This is a genomic window from Pyxidicoccus trucidator (assembly GCF_010894435.1).
GTDB classification, from domain to species: domain Bacteria; phylum Myxococcota; class Myxococcia; order Myxococcales; family Myxococcaceae; genus Myxococcus; species Myxococcus trucidator.
In genome coordinates this window covers 420162-439954 of sequence record NZ_JAAIXZ010000010.1, presented here as the reverse complement: position 1 = coordinate 439954, position 19793 = coordinate 420162, and the positions used below count along the sequence as shown (strand labels likewise).

At 70.9% G+C, this 19793-nt stretch carries 19 protein-coding genes and 5 tRNA genes; 8 read left to right on the top strand and 16 right to left on the bottom strand.

Going from position 1 to position 19793, the window contains the following annotated elements:
* The 10 genes from G4D85_RS28060 to G4D85_RS28015 all read right to left on the bottom strand — a co-directional run.
* Positions 1-151 (bottom strand): GTP-binding protein (locus tag G4D85_RS28060; RefSeq protein ID WP_240359505.1); only part of this gene is annotated, 151 nt, incomplete at its 3' end.
* A gap of 16 nt (positions 152-167) precedes the next feature.
* Positions 168-243: transfer RNA gene (locus G4D85_RS28055), tRNA-Thr, on the bottom strand.
* A gap of 26 nt (positions 244-269) precedes the next feature.
* Positions 270-345 (bottom strand) — tRNA-Gly (locus tag G4D85_RS28050).
* A gap of 9 nt (positions 346-354) precedes the next feature.
* Positions 355-437, bottom strand: a tRNA-Tyr gene (locus G4D85_RS28045).
* 75 nt (positions 438-512) lie between these two features.
* A tRNA-Thr gene (locus G4D85_RS28040) sits at positions 513-585 on the bottom strand.
* Positions 586-717: 132 nt separating this feature from the next.
* Positions 718-1449 (bottom strand): 23S rRNA (guanosine(2251)-2'-O)-methyltransferase RlmB, encoded by a 732-nt coding sequence (gene rlmB / locus G4D85_RS28035; protein ID WP_164017093.1) that lies wholly within the window; start codon positions 1447-1449, stop codon positions 718-720.
* A 222-nt stretch (positions 1450-1671) separates the two neighbouring features.
* On the bottom strand, positions 1672-2121 hold the full coding sequence (locus G4D85_RS28030) for a hypothetical protein (RefSeq protein ID WP_164017073.1): 450 nt from the start codon (positions 2119-2121) through the stop codon (positions 1672-1674).
* 64 nt (positions 2122-2185) lie between these two features.
* Entirely contained in the window at positions 2186-3187 is a 1002-nt protein-coding gene (locus tag G4D85_RS28025; RefSeq protein ID WP_164017072.1) for an ATP-grasp domain-containing protein, read from the bottom strand.
* 81 nt (positions 3188-3268) lie between these two features.
* Complete coding sequence (gene cglB, locus G4D85_RS28020; RefSeq protein ID WP_164017071.1) at positions 3269-4558, bottom strand: adventurous gliding motility lipoprotein CglB; 1290 nt, start codon at positions 4556-4558, stop codon at positions 3269-3271.
* Positions 4559-4807: 249 nt separating this feature from the next.
* Entirely contained in the window at positions 4808-5200 is a 393-nt protein-coding gene (locus tag G4D85_RS28015) for a DsrE family protein (RefSeq protein ID WP_164017070.1), read from the bottom strand.
* A gap of 154 nt (positions 5201-5354) precedes the next feature.
* On the opposite strand from G4D85_RS28015, the gene G4D85_RS28010 reads away from it, so the two are divergent.
* The 4 genes from G4D85_RS28010 to hrpB all read left to right on the top strand — a co-directional run bounded on the left by G4D85_RS28010 (position 5355) and on the right by hrpB (position 10634).
* Complete coding sequence (locus G4D85_RS28010) at positions 5355-5939, top strand: HEAT repeat domain-containing protein (protein ID WP_240359530.1); 585 nt, start codon at positions 5355-5357, stop codon at positions 5937-5939.
* 55 nt (positions 5940-5994) lie between these two features.
* Positions 5995-6699, top strand: coding sequence for an HAD family hydrolase (locus G4D85_RS28005; protein WP_164017068.1), 705 nt, complete (start codon positions 5995-5997; stop codon positions 6697-6699).
* Positions 6700-6773: 74 nt separating this feature from the next.
* A complete protein-coding gene (locus tag G4D85_RS28000; protein ID WP_164017067.1) occupies positions 6774-8033 on the top strand; it encodes a hypothetical protein in 1260 nt (419 codons plus the stop codon).
* A gap of 36 nt (positions 8034-8069) precedes the next feature.
* Positions 8070-10634: an ATP-dependent helicase HrpB gene (gene hrpB, locus G4D85_RS27995; protein WP_164017066.1), complete on the top strand. Its 2565-nt coding sequence runs from the start codon at positions 8070-8072 to the stop codon at positions 10632-10634.
* Between the two features lie 6 nt (positions 10635-10640).
* Here hrpB and G4D85_RS27990 read toward each other — a convergent pair whose 3' ends face one another.
* Positions 10641-11117: a GNAT family N-acetyltransferase gene (locus tag G4D85_RS27990; RefSeq protein ID WP_164017065.1), complete on the bottom strand. Its 477-nt coding sequence runs from the start codon at positions 11115-11117 to the stop codon at positions 10641-10643.
* Between the two features lie 77 nt (positions 11118-11194).
* Here G4D85_RS27990 and G4D85_RS27985 point away from each other — a divergent pair, with 77 nt between their 5' ends.
* The 3 genes from G4D85_RS27985 (at position 11195) to G4D85_RS49715 (ending at position 14393) form a co-directional block, all read left to right on the top strand.
* Positions 11195-12370, top strand: a complete 1176-nt coding sequence (locus G4D85_RS27985; RefSeq protein WP_164017064.1) for an MFS transporter — start codon at positions 11195-11197, stop codon at positions 12368-12370.
* Between the two features lie 15 nt (positions 12371-12385).
* Positions 12386-13435: a hypothetical protein gene (locus G4D85_RS27980; RefSeq protein ID WP_164017063.1), complete on the top strand. Its 1050-nt coding sequence runs from the start codon at positions 12386-12388 to the stop codon at positions 13433-13435.
* A 427-nt stretch (positions 13436-13862) separates the two neighbouring features.
* The gene (locus G4D85_RS49715) at positions 13863-14393 is read left to right on the top strand and encodes a hypothetical protein (RefSeq protein WP_240359529.1); all 531 of its coding nucleotides are present in this window, start codon (positions 13863-13865) and stop codon (positions 14391-14393) included.
* A 74-nt stretch (positions 14394-14467) separates the two neighbouring features.
* On the opposite strand, the gene fdxA is transcribed toward G4D85_RS49715, so the two are convergent.
* The 4 genes from fdxA to G4D85_RS27955 form a co-directional block, all read right to left on the bottom strand.
* Positions 14468-14803, bottom strand: a complete 336-nt coding sequence (fdxA, locus tag G4D85_RS27970; RefSeq protein ID WP_164017061.1) for a ferredoxin FdxA — start codon at positions 14801-14803, stop codon at positions 14468-14470.
* Between the two features lie 108 nt (positions 14804-14911).
* Complete coding sequence (gene asd, locus G4D85_RS27965) at positions 14912-16000, bottom strand: aspartate-semialdehyde dehydrogenase (RefSeq protein ID WP_164017060.1); 1089 nt, start codon at positions 15998-16000, stop codon at positions 14912-14914.
* Positions 16001-16075: 75 nt separating this feature from the next.
* Entirely contained in the window at positions 16076-16429 is a 354-nt protein-coding gene (locus G4D85_RS27960; RefSeq protein ID WP_164017059.1) for a rhodanese-like domain-containing protein, read from the bottom strand.
* A 132-nt stretch (positions 16430-16561) separates the two neighbouring features.
* Entirely contained in the window at positions 16562-17713 is a 1152-nt protein-coding gene (locus G4D85_RS27955; protein ID WP_164017058.1) for an acyl-CoA dehydrogenase family protein, read from the bottom strand.
* A gap of 150 nt (positions 17714-17863) precedes the next feature.
* Here G4D85_RS27955 and G4D85_RS27950 point away from each other — a divergent pair.
* Positions 17864-17935: transfer RNA gene (locus tag G4D85_RS27950), tRNA-Cys, on the top strand.
* Between the two features lie 147 nt (positions 17936-18082).
* On the opposite strand, the gene G4D85_RS27945 is transcribed toward G4D85_RS27950, so the two are convergent.
* On the bottom strand, positions 18083-19774 hold the full coding sequence (locus G4D85_RS27945; protein ID WP_164017057.1) for a right-handed parallel beta-helix repeat-containing protein: 1692 nt from the start codon (positions 19772-19774) through the stop codon (positions 18083-18085).
* Positions 19775-19793: the final 19 nt, after the last annotated feature.

Sequence of the window (19793 nt, the reverse complement as noted above, 5' to 3'; positions counted from 1 at the left end):
CAATCTGGTCGTACGCCATGAACGTGGCGCCGCCCGTCTTCGCCAGCACCTTGGTGATGGCGGCCGTCAGCGACGTCTTGCCGTGGTCCACGTGTCCGATCGTGCCGATGTTCACGTGGGGCTTGTTACGCTCGAACTTCTCCTTGGCCATGACACTCCTCGAAAAATGGAGCCCTGAACCAGGATTGAACTGGTGACCTCGTCCTTACCAAGGACGCGCTCTGCCAACTGAGCTATCAGGGCTTGGCGATGCTGTGGACTACAACGGTTGGAGCGGGAAATGGGACTCGAACCCACGACATTCAGCTTGGAAGGCTGACGCTCTACCAACTGAGCTATTCCCGCGTTGCCGAGTGGAGGGAGGTGGATTCGAACCACCGAAGGCGTGAACCGGCAGATTTACAGTCTGCTCCCTTTGGCCGCTTGGGTATCCCTCCATATTCCCTTGTCATCTACTGCGACTGCACCTGCGTACTGCATCCCGGGCCCTCATCCGCGGCCCCGTCCTGCTTGGCCGGCGGCGGGACTTGAACCCGCGACCTACTGATTACAAATCAGTTGCTCTACCGACTGAGCTACACCGGCACTCATCCGGCTACCGCTACCACGCCCTACCCGACTTCTGCGGAACCGTCGACCACCCGGCACCGCCCTGAGAGGGGCGCCCTTTTAAAAGTCCCCATCACCCAAGTCAAGGAGATTGATCTCGGGTGGCGGCTACCGGGCGGGGGTACTGCCCCGCTGGCGGGCGACCTCGTATAGCAGAATGCCCGCCGAAACGGACGCATTCAGTGAACCGACCTGACCGGTCATCGGAATCCTGAGGCGGAAGTCGCAGTGCTTCAGGACGCCTTCCCGCACGCCTGCCCCCTCGGCGCCCACCACCAGGGCCAGGGGGCCGTCCAGCCGGGCGCTCCACATGGGCTCGGTGGCCTCCACGTCCGCCGCCGCCACCCAGAGGCCCGCTGCCTTCAGCTCCTCCAGGGCCCGGGAGACGTTCACCACGCGGGCGATGAGCGTGTGCTCCACCGCCCCCGCCGACGCCTTGGCCACCGTCCCCGTCACCTGCACCGCCCGGTCCTTGGCAATCACCACGCCGTGCGCGCCGAGGGCGTTCGCCGAGCGGATGATGGCCCCCAGGTTGTGCGGGTCCTGGATGCCGTCGAGCACCACCACCAGCGGAGGCTGGCCCGCGGCCTTCGCCGCCTCCAGCACGTCTTCCAGCTCCGAGTACGTGTAGCCGCGCAGCTCCACCACCACGCCCTGGTGCACGCCGCCATCGGCCAGCGAGGCCAGGCGCTCGCGCGTCACCTTCTCCACGCGGATGCCTGCGTCCCGCGAGCGGCTGAGCAGCTCGCCCGCCGCCCGGGCGCCGAGCTGGCCCTCCACCAGGAACAGTCGCTCCACCTCTTCGGGCTTCGCCCGAAGGGCCTCGAGGACGGGATTCACTCCGTAGACGAAGCGATGCTGGGACTCGGGGCCGCCGCGACGGTCCTCTCGCTCCCCTGGGCCGCGGCGCTCCTCGCGCTCGCCCCGGCGCTCACCACCACCGTGCTCCCGGCGCTCACTGGTGCCCCGCTCGCTGGCACCGCGCTCCCGGCGCTCACCACCGCGCTCGCTGGCGCCACGGGCGTCACCACGGCCTCGGGAAGGACGCTCTCGCGTAGCCACCTAGAGGACCTCGACAGGAAGGGAGACGGTCTTCTGCTGGCGGGCGCAGATCTTCTCCGTGCAGATGAAGAAGAGGAGCTTCGCGTCCACGGTGCCCTTGCCCGCGGCGCTGGTGGTGAAGGGGACCTCGAAGCGCGGGTCGACGAACTCCTGGCCCGCGGCCTTCTTCGCCACCGAGTCCTCGCGGCCCAGCTTCTCCTTCAGCGGCGCCAGCTGGGTGCCCTTGACCTCCAGCTTCAGCGGGGCCTCCTCGGACACGTGGGCGCCCGGCTTCGTCTTGATGGCGAGCACGAACACACCCTTCTCCCCCGCCTTCACCTGGGAGGAAGTCCCCTCGGTGGTCACCTCATAGAGGCTGGTGGGGTCCACGTCCTCGGCGAGTGCCGGGGCCGCCCAGGCCAGCGCCGCCAGCACGGCGGCCACGGAAGTGAAGCGATGGATGCGCAGCATGAGGTGTCTCCTGGAAACGGGGTGCTCGTATCACGCCCTGCGACGGCGGGGGCCGCCTTTCTGTTCAACCCCCACCCACGCCGGCCTTGGTCGCGCGTCCGTTCCCCTTCCGCCCCGAGGCAGAAGCCGGAGGAACCGGAGGCACCGGAAGAACCGCGGGCGGGGACAGGTCGGGCAAGGACACCGGGGGCGCGCCGGCCGCCAGCGCCTCCGCCCGCATGATGATGAGGGTGGCCAGGTCCATGCCGGTGGCGGCCTCCATCTCCGGGAGCGCGGGAGAGCTGTTCACCTCGAAGACCTTGGGCTGCCCCTGCACGTCCAGCATGTCCACCGCCGCCACCTCCAGCCCCACCAGCCGGGTGGCCTTCTCCGCGGTGGCGCGCTGGCCCGGCGACAGCTCGATGACCTCCAGCCGCGCGCCCTTGTTGAGCGTGTGCGCCAGGCGCCCGGGGCGCGGCCTGCGGCGCACCGCGGCCACCGCCTCGCCCCCCACCACGAGCACCCGCACGTCCTGGCCGGAGCTCTTCACGTACTCCTGCATGACGAGGTTGTGCCCCAGGCCCAGCACCGCCTCGAGCGCGGCCTCCAGGGACTGGAGGCTCTCGCACACCATGACGCCGTGCTTCTCCTGGCCCTGCAGCAGCTTCACCAGCACCGGCACGCCGCCCACCAGGCCCACCATCTCCTTCAGGTGGGCCGCGTCACGGGCCATCACCGTGGCGGGGATGCCGATGCCGTGCGCGGACAGCAGCTGCAGCGAGCGCATCTTGTTGCGCGACTGCGCAATCGCCTGGGCGTGGTTGACGAGCGGCACGCGCCCCAGCCCGAACTGGTTCACCACCGCCAGGCCATATGTGTTGATGGACTGGGCGATGCGCGGGAGGACGACGTCCGTGGGCGCCAGCTTCTTGCGGTCGTAGTAGAGGGTGGCGCTCCCCCCGTCCAGGTGCATCTGCACCCGGAGCGGATTGAGCACCCGCATCCGGTGCCCGCGCGCGCGGCCCACCTCGACGAGGCGTCGGGTGGATGGGATGGAAGCGGAGCGCGAGAGGATGGTGGCTTTCATGAGCGGAGCGGCCAGACCGGGGAGCGACGGACCTATAATCCTCGCCCCGCGCCGGGTAAAGCCGCCCCGCGAGCCGCCAGTCTAGCGCTGGCGGATTGCCCGGACCTCGATGTTGACCGGGGCGTCCGGAGTGGACTGCAGGATGCGCTCGCACGTCGCACCCGTGAAGAGCACGCCCGTCTTGTCCGGCTCATTGGTGACCTGAAGGGTCCAGGTGCCGTCGCCCGAGAGGGTGCGCACCCCGTCCACGTAGACGACGATCAACTTCGGGTCCGAAGGAAGCTGCGAGGCATCCAGCTTGACGAGGCAGGGCTCTCCCGGACGGATCTTGTTGCTGATGGCCTCCAGGGCCTGCGCGAGCTCCGCCTGGTTGGCCGCCTGGTAGAAGCTGCGGGAGCACAGCCGCGTGACGGGATCGCACGGGTCACCGGCGCCGCAGGACGTCTGGCCCTGCTCGCAGGTGCGGGCGAAGCCGCCGGCGCGGGCCATGGCGTCCAGCACCGCGGGGCCATTGCCCTCGGCCGTGTCCGCGCCGAAGCCGATGACGATGGTGGTGATCTGCTTCGCGGTCAGCTCACGCACGGCCTCCACGGAGGCGTCCATGTCCAGGCAGCCGCTGCGCGAGAAGGTGCCCGTGCACGCCGCCGAGCCGGTCTGCGTGCACTTGCACGCCGTCGCGTTGGAGCCCTCGTTGACGTTCTCGGGGTTGCAGTTGGGCAGACCGTCCGTCAGGAGGATGACGAAGTCCTCGCGGTCAGCGGCCTGAAGTCCCGGCAAGGAGCCCACGAAGCGCAGGCTCCGGCTGGTGGGCGTGCCGCCCAGGGGCCGGCCGGCGCCAGCGTTGGGGATGCCCTGAATGATGGTGTTGATGTCGTTGGCGTGCGCGACCAGCGACGCGTCGTCCTCGACCGTCGGCAGATCCTTGCGGACCGAGTTCCCGGTGGAGGGGTTGCAGGCGACGGAGCTGGACGTGGAACCGCCCGTCTCCGGGTAGGTCGTCAGGGCGAAGCGGGCGAACTGACCGCTGGTCGAGAGGAACGCGGGCACCGCGGCCTGCAGCTCCGTCCAGCGCGTGGGGCAGATGTTCGTGTTGCACGGCAGCGAGTCGCCGCAGGTCTCGATGTCATCGCCCACCGGGATCTGGCAGTCCGGATCGGCCTTGTTCACCGGGTCCGTCATCGAGCCGGAGACGTCCACCAGCATCATGATGTTCGGCTTGCGGTCGCGAGCCTGGATGGTCTCCTCGACGGTCGTCTGCGCGATGGCGAGGGGCTCCACCGGCTCGAAGTCGTACGACTGACAGCCCGAGATGATGGCTCCCGCGAGGGTGCCGAGGGCGAGTGCGCTCAGGAGGGTCGGCTTGGCGCGCATAGGTGATGGGTTCCTTCTGCTGCTGATGGGGATCGCGGAGGTTCCGCGCGGCCTGGGGGGGTCAACGGGGACGACGTTGCGGCAGATTACCAAGGCATTCCCGCCGGAGGCTACAGCGTCGACGGACGGGTGCCCGCTCGTTCGGATGCTACTGCGACGTTACAGCGGCAGCCGATGTTTGACGGGTACAAGCGCCCACAAGCGACGCCCAGCCGACGCGGCTCTCCGACTGGAAGGCACGCGTTCCCGCTAGAGCGCGAGGGTGCGGGCACCAGTGGTGAGGCGCCACAACGAGGCCAGCCCCATCACCTCGTCCAGCGTGCCTTCCAGTGTCTCCGGGACAAAGCCGCAGATGCGCACCGTGGTGTCGCAGGCGATGAGCTTCGCACCGAGGCCCCGCGCCTCCTCCAGCATGCGCGTCGGCGTGGGGACTCCGAGGGCTTCGGCGCGGGCGAGCTCCGCGTGCTCGTGCTCTCCGTGTGGCTGTCCGAAACCTCCGCTGACGAGCTGTCTCAGCGCATCGAAGGCGAAGACGACGTACACCTCATCCCCCATCGCCGCGGCGGTGATGCCCATGGAGGCGGCCTGGAACGCCGGCTCATACGTAGCGTGCTGGAGGAAGAAGAAGACGCGTCCGGCCATGGCGGCGCGACCATACCGGGGTTCGAGTCCGGAGGGTCAATCGGCATATAACCCGGGAAGTCCCCCTGTCCTGGGAGCCCCCATGTCGACAGCCCTCCCCTCTCGTTCCGGTGCGGTCCCCTCCCGCGCCACGCGTTCCCCGCTCGGGCGCTGGATGCCCGGTGTGCTGGGCGTGGCGCTGCTCGCCGGCTCCGGCGTCATGGCCCGGATGAACACGCGCGCCACCGTCGAGCCGCCTCCCACCTCCGCGCCCGGCGCGGGCTCCTCGGGCGACCTGCGCGCGCGGGTACTGGACCTGCTGGATGCGTCGCAGGGCGGGCCCCGGGAGGACGCGTGGCGCCAGCTCGGGCCCGAGGCGGTGCCCGTGCTCACCGCGCTCGTCGTGGACCGCGAGGCGCCCGTCGCGCGTCGCGCGCTGGCGATGACGTCGCTCGCCCTGGTCGACCCGGCGTGCGGCGCGGGCTCCATCCGTGAAGTGCTGGAGGACTCGCGCGCTCCGGCGGACGTGCGCGCCAGCGCGGCGACGGCGCTGGGACGGTGCCAGGGGCTGGACGCCATCCCCACCCTCCTCACCCGCCTGAAGGACCGGGAGGACCGCGTGCGCGAGGCCGTGGCCGTGACGCTCGGTCGGCTGGGGGGGCCCCAGGCGCGGCAGGCCCTGGAGGACCGGCTGCCCCTGGAGGAGCGGCTCCTCGTCCGCGAAGCGCTCCAGCGCGGGCTCACCCTCGTCGAGCCCTGAGTCGTGGGGCGAGGAGGCTGACTCCGGGCTCGCGTCGGCCCGGAGCTTCCGTTAGATGGGGGCCATGCGGCCTACCGTCCTGCTCTTCGACATTGATGGAACCCTGGTCACCACCGGAGGCGCCGGGCGCCGCTCCATGGACTTCGCCTTCGAGCAACTCCATGGGCGTCGCGATGCGTGCAGTTCGTTCAGCATGTCCGGAATGACGGACCGGGCCATCGCCCGCAAGGCGCTGAACGTCATCGGCGCGGAGGACTCGCCCGAGGCCATCGACGCGGTCATCGCCGCCTACCTTGCCCACCTCGCCGCAGAGGTCCGGAAGGTGGATGACCAGAGCTACCGCGTCTTCCCTGGCATGCGGGAGGCCGTGCTGGAGGCCCGCTCGCGCACGGGCTTCGCGGTGGGCCTGGGCACCGGCAACGTGCGCGAGGGCGCTCGCGTGAAGCTGGAGCGCGTGAGCATCTATGACCAGTTCGCCTTCGGCGGCTTCGGCTGCGACGCCGAGGACCGGGTGGAGCTCATCCGCCACGGCGCGAAGGCCGGCGCGGCGCTGCTGGGCGCGCCCGTGGAGGACTGCCGCGTGGTCGTCATCGGCGACACGCCCAAGGACGTCCACGCGGCCCGGGGCATCGGCGCCGAGTGCATTGGCGTGGGCACCGGCTCCTTCACCGCCGAGGCCCTGCTGGCCGCTGGCGCCGATGTCGCCTTCCCCGACTTCTCGCACCGCGAGGCCATGACGGTCCTGCTCGGCGGACGCTGAGGCCCCTGCCCGGCCGCTCGGTGTCGGGCGCCGGGTGTGCTATCTCCCGCCGCCCTTCCGAGGAGTCTGTCCCCATGTCGTCCACGCTCGAGTCGTATGAGCTCATCCGCTTCGCCGAGGCCTTCGAGGCCCGGCTCGCCACCGCGGGAGAGATGCTCGCGGGCAGGCCCGGCCTGGAGCCCGAGAAGCGCTGGCTGGCCGATGCCCTGGAGCTGGTGCGCACCACGCGCGCGCCCTCCGCGGGCGTGCTGGACCACGTGAAGGACCTGCCCGAGCTGGAAGAGGCCCGCGAGGAATATGCCTTCCACCAGCAGGGCCTGTGGGTGGATGCCCTGGAGAAGCTGCACGCCGGCATCACCTTCACCGCGAGCAGCCGCGCGCCCGTCATCGAGGCGCTCTTTCCCCACGTCAAGTTCCCCCAGCTCCGCCGCGCGCCCCGCGACGCCGTCATCGAGTACGCCACCTCGTACGAGCGGCGCACGAAGAGCTCGTACGTGTCGCGCATCTTCGCCCGTGACGACTTCGCCCTCGTGCGTCCGGTGATGGAGCAGGTGTCCACCGCCCATGCCGAGTGGCGCTCCAGCCATGAGCCCGCCCCACTCACGCCCGAGCAGGAGAACGTCCTCCGCGAGGAGCTGGTGACGCTGGGCCGGAAGCTCGAGGCGGCGCTGCGGCAGGCGCGACTGCTGTGCGAGGCCGCGATGGTGCCCGTCCCCAGCGTCTACGAGGCCGCCGGGCTCAGCCTCAAGCCCAAGCGCCGCGCCGGTCGCGGGCTGGCCCCGGCCGCCGACGAGGGACTGGCCGGCTTCGGCGACGAGCCCATGGACTCGATGGAGCCCACCGAGGCGGAGCTGGCCGAGGTCGCCGCGCTGGACGCGGGCGGAGCTGCTCCGGTGACGGGCCCGGCCGCGCGGGCAGGTACGCCCGGCGCCACCGAGAAGGATGCTCTGCCGGAGCGGGCCGACACGGCACCGGAAGGACTGGCGGAGAACGAGGGCCTGAGCGTCACGGGTGACGTGCAGGACCCGGAGGACGCCTCCGCGCCCGCCGCCGTCGCGAGTGAGGCGGACGGCGCGAGCGTTGAAGACGGGGTGTCGCCGAGCCTCACCGGGTCCCCTGCCCCGTCCACGGACGAGAAGGCCGCACTCGCGGAGCCCGCCGCCGAACCCCAGGTCGAAGCCCGTCCCGCCCGGAAGGGTCGCAAGAAGGCGGAAGCCGCTCCCCCTCCGCCCGAGGCAGAGGCCCCCACCGCGAGCACGGAGGCCCAGGCGCCTCGCGTGCGGAAGAAGAAGGCGGCGTCCACTCCGGATGCCTCTGGCTCCGACACACCCTGAGCGGTCCCCGGACCGCGCCGTTAGAGGACCCCGGCCATGGCGGACGTCGCCCTTCCCATCGATCCCCTCCTGCCGGAAGTCGTCTCCACGCTGCGTGGCGCGCGCTCGCTCGTGCTGGAGGCCCCTCCCGGCGCGGGCAAGACGACGCGCGTACCCCGCGCGCTACTGGAGGCCGGGCTCGGGCAGGGCAAGGAGATCCTCGTCCTCCAGCCCCGCCGCCTCCCCACCCGCCTCGCCGCCCAGCGCGTCTCCGAGGAGCTGGGCGAGCGCGTGGGCGACACCGTCGGCTACCAGGTCCGCTTCGAGGACGTGCGCAGCGCGAAGACGCGCCTGTCCTTCGTCACCGAGGGCGTGCTCGGCCGCCGCCTCCTGTCTGACCCGAAGCTGAAGGACGTGGGCGTCGTCGTGCTCGATGAGTTCCACGAGCGCCACCTGTCCGCGGACATCTCGCTCGCCCTGCTGCGCCGGCTCCAGGAGACCGCGCGCCCCGACCTCAAGGTCGTCGTCATGTCCGCGACCCTGGAGGCCGACCCCATCAAGGCATACCTCGGAGGTTGTCCCTCCCTTCGCTCCGAGGGACGCCGCTTCGACGTGAGCGTGGAGTACCTGCCCACGCCGGATGAGCGGTACCTCGACCAGCAGGTGCTCTCCGGCATCAAGCGCGTGTTCGCCAATGGCCTGGACGGCGACGTGCTCGTCTTCCTCCCTGGCGCGGGGGAGATCCGCCGCGCGCGCGACGCCTGCGCCGAGTTCGCCGAGCGCCACGGCGTCGACGTGCTCCCCCTCCACGGTGACCTGTCCCCGGCCGAGCAGGACCGCGCCGTGCGCCGCAGCCCGCGCCGGAAGATCATCCTCTCCACCAACGTGGCCGAGACGTCCGTCACCATCGACGGCGTGGCCGTGGTCATCGACACCGGACTGGCGCGCGTGGCCAGCCACTCGCCCTGGTCCGGCCTGCCCCAGCTCAAGCTGTCCAAGGTCAGCCGCGCCTCCGCCATCCAGCGCGCGGGGCGCGCCGGCCGTACGCGCGCCGGCCAGTGCCTGCGCCTCTACACCCAGCACGACTTCGACGGCCGCCCCGAGCAGGAAGCCCCCGAGATCCGCCGCATGGACTTGACGGAGACGGTGCTCGCCCTGCGTGCCTCCGGCGTGACGGACCTCGGCGCCTTCCCCTTCTTCGAGGCCCCTCCCGCCGCCTCGCTCGAAGCGGCGGAGACGCTCCTGCGCCGGCTGGGTGCGGTGGACGCGAAGGGGCTCGTCACCGACGTGGGCCAGCGACTGCTGCGCTTCCCCGTGCACCCGCGCCAGGCCCGCGTCATCGTCGAGGGCGAGCGCCGGGGCGTGGGCGCCGAGGCCGCCACGCTCGCGGCGCTCATGGGCGAGCGTGACATCCGCCGCGAGGCCCGCGCCAACCTGGGCAGCGGCAGCCGCGGCTCCGCCGTCGTCAGCGGCCCGTCAGATTTGCTGGAGCTGCTGGAGCGCTTCCGCGAGGCCGAGCGCGCGAGCTTCGCCTCGGGCCGCCTGCACTCCCTCTCGCTGGAGGCGGGCGCGGTGCAGTCCGTGGACCGCGTGCAGAAGCAGCTGCGGCGCGCCGTGCGCGGCCAGGGCGAGCGGCCCCACCGCGCCGAGGACGTGGAGCAGGCGCTGATGCTCAGCGTGCTCGCCGGCTACCCGGACCGCGTGGCCCGCCGGCGCCGCCCTCGCGCCCCCGAGCTGCTCCTGTTCGGCGGCGGCACCGTCTCCCTCTCCGAGCTGAGCGTGGTGCAGGACGCCGACCTCATGGTGGCCGTGGACGCGGAGGAGCGTCCGGGCCGGGGCGCCATGGTCCGCATCGCCAGCGCCGTGGAGCCCGAGTGGCTGCTGGACCTCTACCCGGACGCGCTGGAGGAGGTGGACACCCTCCAGTGGAACGCCGAGGCCCGCCGCGTGGAGCGCCTCACCCGCCTGTCCTACGGCAACCTCGTGCTGGAGGAGACGCGCGCGCCCGCCCCCGCCTCCGAGGCCGCCGCGCGCGTGCTCGTCGAGGCCGCGCTCGCCGCCGGCCCGGGGAAGTTCGCGGACCCGGAGGCGCTGGAGCAGTGGCGCACCCGCGTGGCCCTGCTCGGACAGGCCTTCCCCGAGGCGAAGTTCCCCACCGTGGACGACGCCTTCCTGCGCGACGCGCTGGCCTCGCTGTGCTCCGACGCGCGCAGCTTCAAGGACCTGGAGGGGGTGTCACTCCTGGACGCGCTCTACGCGCGCCTCACCTCGGATCAGCAGCGGCTGCTGTCCGCCCATGCACCGGAGCGCGTGACGCTGCCCGGAGGCCGGGGGGTGAAGGTGCACTACGAGCCCGGCAAGCCGCCCTGGGTGGAGTCCCGCCTGCAGGACTTCTTCGGCATGGCCCAGGGGCCCAACGTCTGCGCGGGGCGCGTCCCGCTGGTGCTGCACCTGCTGGCGCCCAACATGCGCGCGGTGCAGGTGACGACGGACCTGGCCGGTTTCTGGGAGCGGCACTACCCGGCCCTCCGCAAGGAGCTGAGCCGCAAGTACCCGCGACACTCGTGGCCGGAGGACCCGCGCCACGCGCAGCCGCCCCCGCCCAAGCCACCCCGGCGGTGACGGCGACTACAGGCGCTTGTGCATCTCCAGGTGGTCGATGCCGGCTTCCTGGAAGACGGCACCCACCGGCTCGTAGCCGTGCTTCTTGTAGAACTCGAGCGCGTAGAGCTGCGCGTGCAGCATGATGCCGGTGACGCCCCGCCGACGCGCCTCGTCCTCCAGCGCGGTCAGCAGCAGGGAGCCCACGCGCGCCTTGCGATGCGCCTGGAGCACCGCCATGCGGCCAATCTGCCCCCACTTCCCCGGCTGGTTGGCGGGAGCCTGCGGCAGCATCACCAGGCGGCCCGTGCCAATGGCATGGCCACCCTGGTTCGCGATGACGTGGTAGGCGTTGGCGTCCTCCGCGTCGCGCTCGATGCCCTCGGGGACGTGCTGCTCCTCGATGAACACCACTTCGCGGATGGCAAGCGCCTGCATGAGCTCCGCCTCACCCTGGATTTGGGTGATGGAAACGGGCGCGGTGGAATCCGTGGGAGTGGCCATGTCGCTGGCAAGGTACACAAAAGATTGCGGCGTCAACAGGCGGAAAAAGCCCCCTGGCGTGGCAAGGTGCGCTCCCCATGCCAGGCCCGCATCCGGCGGCCGGCCGGGTATCCCTGGCCGGCTTCTATTTCCTCTATTACGCAACGGTGGGAATCGTCCTTCCGTTCCTGCCCGCGTACCTCAAGTCGCTGTCGCTCTCCGCGACCCAGGTGGGGCTGCTCCTCTCCATCAGCCCGCTCGTCTCCCTGCTTGCTCCACCGTTCTGGGGCCACCTCGCCGACCGCACGGGCCGCGCCTCCCGGGTGCTCACCGGGCTGACAGTCGGCGCCACACTCGCATTCTCCCTCTTCCTCGTCGCACGGAGCTTCCCCGCGCTGGTGGCATCGATGGTGACGTACGCGTTCTTCGCGTCGTCCTTCACGCCCCTCATCGACAGCCTGGCGATGCACTACGTGGCGCGCTCCGGCGGCAGCTACGCGCACCTGCGGATGTTCGGCTCGCTGGGCTTCATCGTGTCCGCAATCGTCTTCGGGCTGCTGGTGGCGAAGGTGGACCAGACACTGGTGCTGACGCCGCTGGTGCTGCTGACCCTGCTCATTCCGTGGACGCTCACGCTGCGCGACTCCGCCCCTACCGGCCTCCGTCCGCACCCGCTGGCCGGGCTGCGGCTGCTGCGCCATGCGGACTTCCGGTGGCTGCTCGCGGCCACGAGCCTGCACTGGGTGGCGTGCGCGCCCTACCACGGCTCGCTGTCCATCCACGTCATGGAGCTGGGGCTGTCCCCTTCCGTGGTGGGCCTGACGGCGGGCGCGGGCGTGCTCGCGGAGCTGGTGGTGATGGCGCTGTACCCGCGCCTCGCCGGAGGCTTCGCGCCACGGCACGTGCTGGGCTTCGCCTTCGCCGCGAGCGCGCTGCGCTGGGTCGGCATGGCGCTGACCTCGTCCGCGGGGGTGATGGTGGCGCTCGCGCCGCTGCACGGGCTGACCTTCGGCGCCTTCTACGTGGCCTGCGTCGGCTTCCTCGCGCGGCGCGTGCCACCGGAGCTGCGCGCTTCGGGACAGGCCCTGTTCGCGGCCGTGACGTTCGGCGTGGGGGGACTGGTGGGCTACACCTCCTCCGGGGCCGCGTACGACTGGCTGGGGGGCCACCGGCTCTTCGCCGTGGCCGCCGTCCTGGAGCTGGCCGCCGTCGTCCTGGTCCTCCAGGCCTCGCCGCCTCCCGAGGGGGGTCCCCTGCCGGTGGAGTCCTCGTGATAGGCTGGGCGCGACATGCGTTCCGCCCCACTGCTCGCACTCGCCCTGGGCCTGCTGGCCATGCCCGCCGTCGCCCAGCCGGAGTTCTTCTTCGGCACAGGTCAGGCCCCCGTCTTCCGCGAGGAGGACATGGACAAGCGCTTCGCCAAGACGCGCATGAACCAGGCGCTGCGCCAGGGCACCGACGACCCCAACTGCGCGCAGCTGGTGGGCGCGATGTTCACCCTGCTCGGTGAGACGGCGCCGCTGTTCCACAAGCGCGACGAGAACTTCATGCTGGAGCCGGTGCTGGTGCAGGCGCTGAACACCCAGCTCGTCAGCCCGCGCTTCCCCGGCAACGCCTTCTTCGTCGCCATGGTGCGGCGGGCGCTCATCGACCAGAAGCTACCGCCCGAGTGGTTCGTCACGGCGCAGGCGCTGGCGCCGTACTACCCCGCCATGGACCTGGCCAAGCTGCGCTTCCTGGCGGATGGCGTGAAGCCGCTGGACAGCTTCCTGCTCACCCTGCCCGTGCTGCGCGAGCGGTATGCCGAGGACGTGGTGCGCGCCACCTCCGTGGCCGCGTCCACCTCCGAGGCGCTCTTCCGCGACAACTACCTGGACCACGAGCTGGCCTTCTCCGGGCTGGAAGTCATCGACGTGAAGCTGGAGAAGCCGAAGAAGAAGCGCCTCAAGAAGGGCGAGGAGCCGGAGAAGCCGTACATGCTGGCCCGCCTCGTCTGGGTAGAGCCGGAGCAGCCCTCCGAGGCCGCGTACGAGTTCCAGTTCGGCAAGCCGCGCAAGCAGGTGAAGGTGGACATCACCGCGAAGCTCGCGGAGTCGCAGTACGTGGACCTCAACAAGCTCCTGCGCGGGACGAAGGTCCTCCTGCGGGGCCGCTTCTGGGAGTACAAGAAGGGCCTCACCTCCATCGAGATGCGCGACGCGCTGCTGTTCCCGGAGCGGGACTGGACGCGCATCTCCGGCCTCATCGACCCGGCCGCGCTGGCCGCCTGCCCCCTCGCCGTCAATGACCTGACGGGGCTCGCGCCCCTGCAGCCCGGCGCCTTCGGCACGCGCCGCTAGAGGCATCCCGCTCCCGGACGCCCGTCCGTCCCACGGCACGGCTCCGGAAGCTCTCGCCGGGGCGCGGCTCCTGGCACGGCCCCTGCTCTCTCCCTCGCGCCACCACGCGAGGGATGACATGAAGGTCGACGCTCCAGAGTCTCCAGCCGATGCCGCACCGGTGAAGCAGGCGCCGGACGGGGCCCGGTTCCAGAAGGCACTTCAAGAGGCCGAGGCGCGCCGGGGCCCGGGGGCCAGTCCGCCTCCCAGGTCCGGTGGCGCGCCCGTGGGAGGAGCCCTCCGCCCCGGGGGTGCGTCCGCCAGGGCACCTGGGCTCCCCACAGCACGTGCTCCCACGCCGCCACTGGCGCGAGCCGCGGGGCCCGTCCTCGCCACCTCGCGCGGAGCCCTGGCCAGCCCGGAGAACCTCGGACGGACGCGGCAGGCCATGCACTCCGAGGCGCAGCGGCTGGGCACCGTCCGGGGCGAGGCCAGCACCCAGGTCCAGGAACGCACCGAGCACCGGCTCACCGAGATCATCGTGCGGGAGCTGTCACGGGAGGCAAGGCCCGCCGTGCCTCCAGTCCCCGACTCGCGACCTGCTCCCGGAGCCCCCTCTGGCGAAGCAAGCCGTGCTGGCCCGGACACTCAGCCGCAGGAACTCCGTGTCACCGGCGCCGCGTCGACGGGAAGCGGCGGTGCCGCCAGCACCGAGGAGGTCAGCCCCGCGTCGCGCGCCGAGGCGGCCCTGGAGCTCATCGAGCGCATCGAGGTCTTCGTGAAGTCGCAGCGCCCCGCACTGAGCCTGAGCCTGCGGGGCGCGCTGGAGGCCACGGTGGAGGTGGAGCGGACGGGCCCGCGCGAGGTGGCGCTGCGCATCCAGGGCCGGCGGGGGCCGCTCCCCGCCGAGGAGCTGTCGCGCCTGAGGGACGCGCTGGAGGCGCGAGGACTGCGGCTCCACTCGCTGCGCGCGGAATGACGGGCCCCGCAACGACGAAGGCCCTCGAGCCGTGGGGCGGGAGGGCCTTCCAGGGACACGCGGTGGCGGGCGGCCTACTTGCCCGGCTTCGTCTCGAGCATGGCTCGCTTGTCCTGCTTGTCCTTGAAGTCCTCTGCCTCGGGCAGCGGATCCTTCTTCTCGGCGATGTTCGGCCACTTCGCGGAGAAGTCAGCGTTCAGCGGCTTGTACTCCTTCCACTTCTCGGGCAGCTCGGTCTCCGGGAAGATGGCCTTGGTGGGGCACACGGGCTCGCAAGCGCCGCAGTCGATGCACTCGTCCGGGTGGATGACCAGGAAGTTGGCACCTTCGTAGAAACAGTTGACCGGGCACACCTCGACACAGTCGGTGTACTTGCACTTGATGCAAGGCTCGGCGACGACATAGGCCATGAGAGATCTCCTCTAGAAGAATCTAGCGCGTCCGTGGGCGCGCACAGTAGTGGTTCGAGCCGGCGATGGCACCCTGAATCTGAGTCGCCGGCCCGACGGGAATCGGACTCAGCCGAGCAGTCCCTGGGCCCGCAGCTGCTCGGCCACGAGGATGGCCCCGCGCGCGGCTCCCATCTTGGTGTTGTGGGAGACGAGCACGTACTTGAAGCCGTTCTCCAGCACACCATCCTCGCGCACGCGCCCCACCGTGGTCGCCATGCCGCCGTGGGTGTCCCGGTCCAACCGGGGCTGCGGGCGGAACGGATCATCCAGCACCTCAATCCAGTTCGGGGGAGCGGACGGCAGGCCGCGAGCCACCTCGGCCCCCCTCCATTCGCGCATCGTCTGGATGACCTCGGCCACCGTGGCCTTCGCTCCCAGCGACACGAAGACGGACTCCGTGTGTCCCTCCATGACGGCCACGCGGGTGCACGTGCAGGACACCCGGATGTCATGCGGGGTGAGCGCCGCGCCGTCGGCGCGCAGGGCGCCGAGGATCTTCTTCGTCTCCACCTCGACCTTGTGCTCCTCCTTGGGGATGTGGGGGATGACGTTGTCGAGGATGTCCAGTCCGATGACGCCCGGCGAGCGGCCGGCACCGGACATGGCCTGCAGGCTGGTCATCAGCACCGCCTTCACGCCGAAGCGCTCGGCCAGCGGAGCCAGCGTCACGGCGAGGCCGGTGGTGGTGCAGTTGGGAATGGGAACGATGTAGCCCTTCCAGCCGCGCCGCTTCTGCTGCTCGCGCACGAGCGGGGCGTGCGAGGCGTTGACGGGAGGGATGAGGAGGGGAACGTCGTCCTCGTAACGGAAGGCGCTGGCGGCGGAGAAGACGGGGATGTCCTTCGCCAGCCGGGGCTCCAGCTCGCGCGCCACGTCCGCCTCGACGGCGGAGAAGACCAGGTCGTAGTCCTTCGCCTGGAGCGAGTCGCCACTCACCACGGGCATGCGGGCAATCTGGGCGGACAGCGGCTCGGGGACGAACCAGGCCGTCATGCCGTTGGCCGTCTTCAGCGCCTCCCCGTAGGCCTTGCCCGCCGAGCGGGGCGACGCGGCGAGGCCGGTCAGCTCGATGAACGGGTGGTCTTTCAGGGCCGCGATGAACTGCTGTCCAGCGAGTCCTGTGGCGCCGATGAGCGCCGCGCGAAGCCTGGCCATGGGGGCGTGTCTCCAGTGGAGGGTGAGGTCGGCCGCTCCATACACCCTTTGACGACGCGCTGCATCCACCCCGAGTCAGTGGTGCAGGGCGACCTGGGGGGCGGAGGTATGGCGCTCCGTGGGGAAGCCCCCTGTCACCCAGGCCCCGAGCCCGCCTTCGAGGCAGACCGCCTCGCGCCCGCGCATGCGCAGCAGGCGGCAGACGCGGCGGGTATCCCTGCCGTCCGGGGAGCAGCCGCACAGGACGATGAGCTCGTCGTCCGGGAGCATGTGGAGATCGCGGGCAATCTCCGTGGGAGTCATCCTCAGCGCGCCGGGGATGTGCAGGTCATAGCGTTCCCAATCCGACGGGTCGCGACAGTCCAGGACGAGGATTTCATCGTCGCCCAGACGCATGTACAGCTCGGCACAGATGATGGTGGGCTCCACGGGGACCTCCGCGGGGTCTTCTCCGGAAACCCGGGGCTCCAGGGGCCTGTTCCGTCCCGCTCGGTCGCCTGCCCCTCCCTGCTGGCGGCGCGGGCTTGCCGCACCGCGCCGCCTACCGTGGAAGAGCCGCGCCTACAGCCCGAGCTGCTTGGCGATGATTTCGTTCATCACCTCGCTGGTGCCACCGCCGATGGGGCCCAGGCGCGCGTCGCGCCAGTGGCGCTGGATGTCGTACTCCATCATGTAGCCCGCGCCGCCGTGGAGCTGGAGACACTCGTCCGCCACGCGGCAGGCCGTCTCGGTGGCCACCTTCTTGGCCATGGACGTCTGCGCGACGGCCCACTCGCCGGCCACGTGCAGGCGCAGCGCGTGGTAGGTGAGCTGGCGCGCGCACTCGCGGGCGGTGAACAGGTCCGCCAGCTTGTGGCGCACCACCTGGAACTGGTTGAGCGACTGGCCGAAGGCGCGGCGCGACTTCACGTGCTCGAGCACCTTCTCCAGCATGTCGTCCATGGCGCCCACCGCGCCCAGGGCCAGCGACAGGCGCTCCCACTGGAAGTTGCCCATGATTTGCGAGAAGCCCTGTCCCTCCACGCCGAGCAGGTTCTCCGCGGGCACGCGGCAGTCCTCGAAGAACAGCTCCGCGGTGTCCGAGGCGCGCCAGCCCACCTTCTTCAGCTTGCGGCCCACGCTGAAGCCCGGCGTGCCCTTCTCCACCACCACCATGGACAGCCCCTTGTGGCCCGCGGCCGGGTCCGTCTTCACCGCCAGCACCACGAAGTCCGCGCGCACGCCGTTGGTGATGTACGTCTTGGAGCCGTTGAGGACATAGGCGTCCCCGTCGCGCCGCGCGGTGGTGCGCAGGCCGGCCACGTCCGAGCCGGCATCAGGCTCGGAGATGCCGAGCGCGCCAATCTTCTCCCCGTGGATGGCGGGAGTGAGCCAGCGGCGCTTCTGCGCGTCCGTGCCGAAGAGGTGGAGGGGGCCGGTGGCGATGGTGAACTGCGCGGCCAGGCCGGCGGACACGCCCCCCGAGCCACAGCGGCCCAGCTCCTCCAGGAGCACCGCCTCGTACAGCTCCCCGGCCGCCGAGCCGCCGTACTCCACCGGGTACTTCAGCCCGAGGAAGCCCAGCTCGCCGAAGCGCGTGAAGAGCTCGCGGGGGAACTCCTCCTTCTCCTCCCACTCGGTGGCGAACGGGAGGAGCTCCTTGTCGACCACCGCCCGCACCGTGCGGCGGAATGCGTCATGCTCTTCGAGGTACAAGCCGTGGCCGTGCAGCATCTCGGAACGCCTCTCTATCGGGGGCCAACGCGCACCCGGGGTGGAACGTTTTCGTGCGCGTCATGTTAGCGGGACGCAATGCGTCCACGGTGCTGTTGCATCCTTGACCGGGCGGCGGCCGGCTGCGTATAAAGCCGACCCCATCCTCTCGGCGCCATAGCCAAGTGGTAAGGCAAAGGTCTGCAAAACCTTCATTCCCCGGTTCGAATCCGGGTGGCGCCTCAAAGACAAAGGCCCGATGCGGAAGTGACTCCGCATCGGGCCTTGTCATTTCCAGCGCCTGAAGCTCCCGTGACCGCCAGGGCGTCCGCGCCATGAGCGTCGCCGGGCCCGTCTCCAGGCACGGCGAGCTGGGGCATCAGGGGTGCCTCAGCAGCCCATCTCCACCGCGCCAATGTCCGGGCCGGGGCCGCAGAAGGGCAGCCCCACATCCGAGCCGTGGTCCACGGCCGCGAGGCCCGGGGCGAAGGCGTCGCCCAGGTCCGGCGAGCCGGCGTTGGACGTGGTGTCCCCCGTGCCGGCCTTGAACTGCTCCAGCCCCACGAGCGTCCCGTCCTTCTTGAACTGCGCTCCGGCCGGGAAGAGGTTGGAGCCCATCTTCATGCCGGGGGCCTGGCCGCCCAGGCTCACCGCGAGGGGCGTGGCGTCCACGATGTTGTTCTGCACCACCGGTGCCTGCGTGGGCCCGCCGGTGCCGTGGCCGATGATGAGCGCCGTGGACACGCGCGTCAGGGTGTTATTCACCACCACCGTGCCGTTGGAGTTCTCCAGGCGGATGCCGGTGCCCTCGCCGCCGCCGACATCGGTGATGTCGTGCACGCGGTTGCGCCGGATGATGATGCCCGAGGGCATGGGGCCCTCGCGGTTGCCGCCCACGGAGATGCCCTTGGCGGAGTCGTAGATTTCGTTGTCCTCCACCGTCACGTCGCGCGCCGAGTAGTGCACCACCACCACGTCGCCCTTCGCCGTGGTGGACGGGCGGAACTGGTGCATGCGGTTGTTGCGGATGACCACGCGGTGGCACGTCTTGATGTCCACCGCGTTCTCCCGGTTGGCGTAGAAGTGGTTGTTCTCCACCACCAGCCCGTCCGCGGGCGGCAGCGAGCTGAAGCCCTCGGGCCCCAGGCACTGCACGGAGTCACCCGAGTTGTCGTGGATGTCGTTGTTGCGCACGGTGATGTCGCGCGACGTGGGCTGCACCACGATGCCGTGCGAGTCCTTGTTGCCCGAGTTCTTCACGAAGTCGTGGATGTGGTTGTTCTCGATGGTGACGCCGGTGGCGTTGCCATAGGTCGTCACGCCCGCCCCGCCGCCGCCATGGTGCAGCTCCGAGTTGGCCAGCACCGAGCCCGTCACGTTGCCCTCGAAGGTGACGGCGAAGAAGGCCTGCCCCTGCACGTCCAGCTCGAAGCCGTCGACGACCCAGTTCGGGCGGCGCACCTGCACCAGCGCGCCCCCGCCGCTGCCGGGGATGATGCGCGGGCGACCCTCGCCCTGGAGGGTAATCTTCGCCTCCGGGGTGCCGGGCTTCGCGGCGCCATCGAGGATGATGCGCTCGGCATAGGTGCCGGCCAGCACGCGGATGACCTCGCCGGGGTTGGCCGCGCTGACGGCCTTGGCGATGGTGCGGAACGGCTGTGCGGCGCTGCCGTCACCGGCGTCGTTGCCCGTCGCGCTCACCACCCACTCGCGGGAGAAGGTGGCGGCCGCCTCCTGGGACAGGGCCGAGGCCGCGACGCCCGGCTGGGGGCCCGGCTCGGCGATGTTCGCGTGGTCCGGGTGCGCGGGCAGCTCCGCCACCGGGGTGTCCGGCACGGGCTGCACGCCCAGGGGCGGCTTTACATTGGGGGCCAGCACCCCGGGCGAGCCAGGGAGCGCGGGCTGCGCCGGGGCAGCGGGGGCCGGAGCGGGCGCGGCCGGGGTGCCCGTCGGAAGGCCAGGAAGGTCGAACACCCCGCCCGGGCCGCCAGCATGGGCGGTCGCACCGAGCAGGAGCAGGCTCGCGGCCAGGGCGGCCGTCGGGGTCTTCAGCTTCACGCGGTTGCCTTGTCGGATTTTCATGAGCAGGGCCAACGCGGGA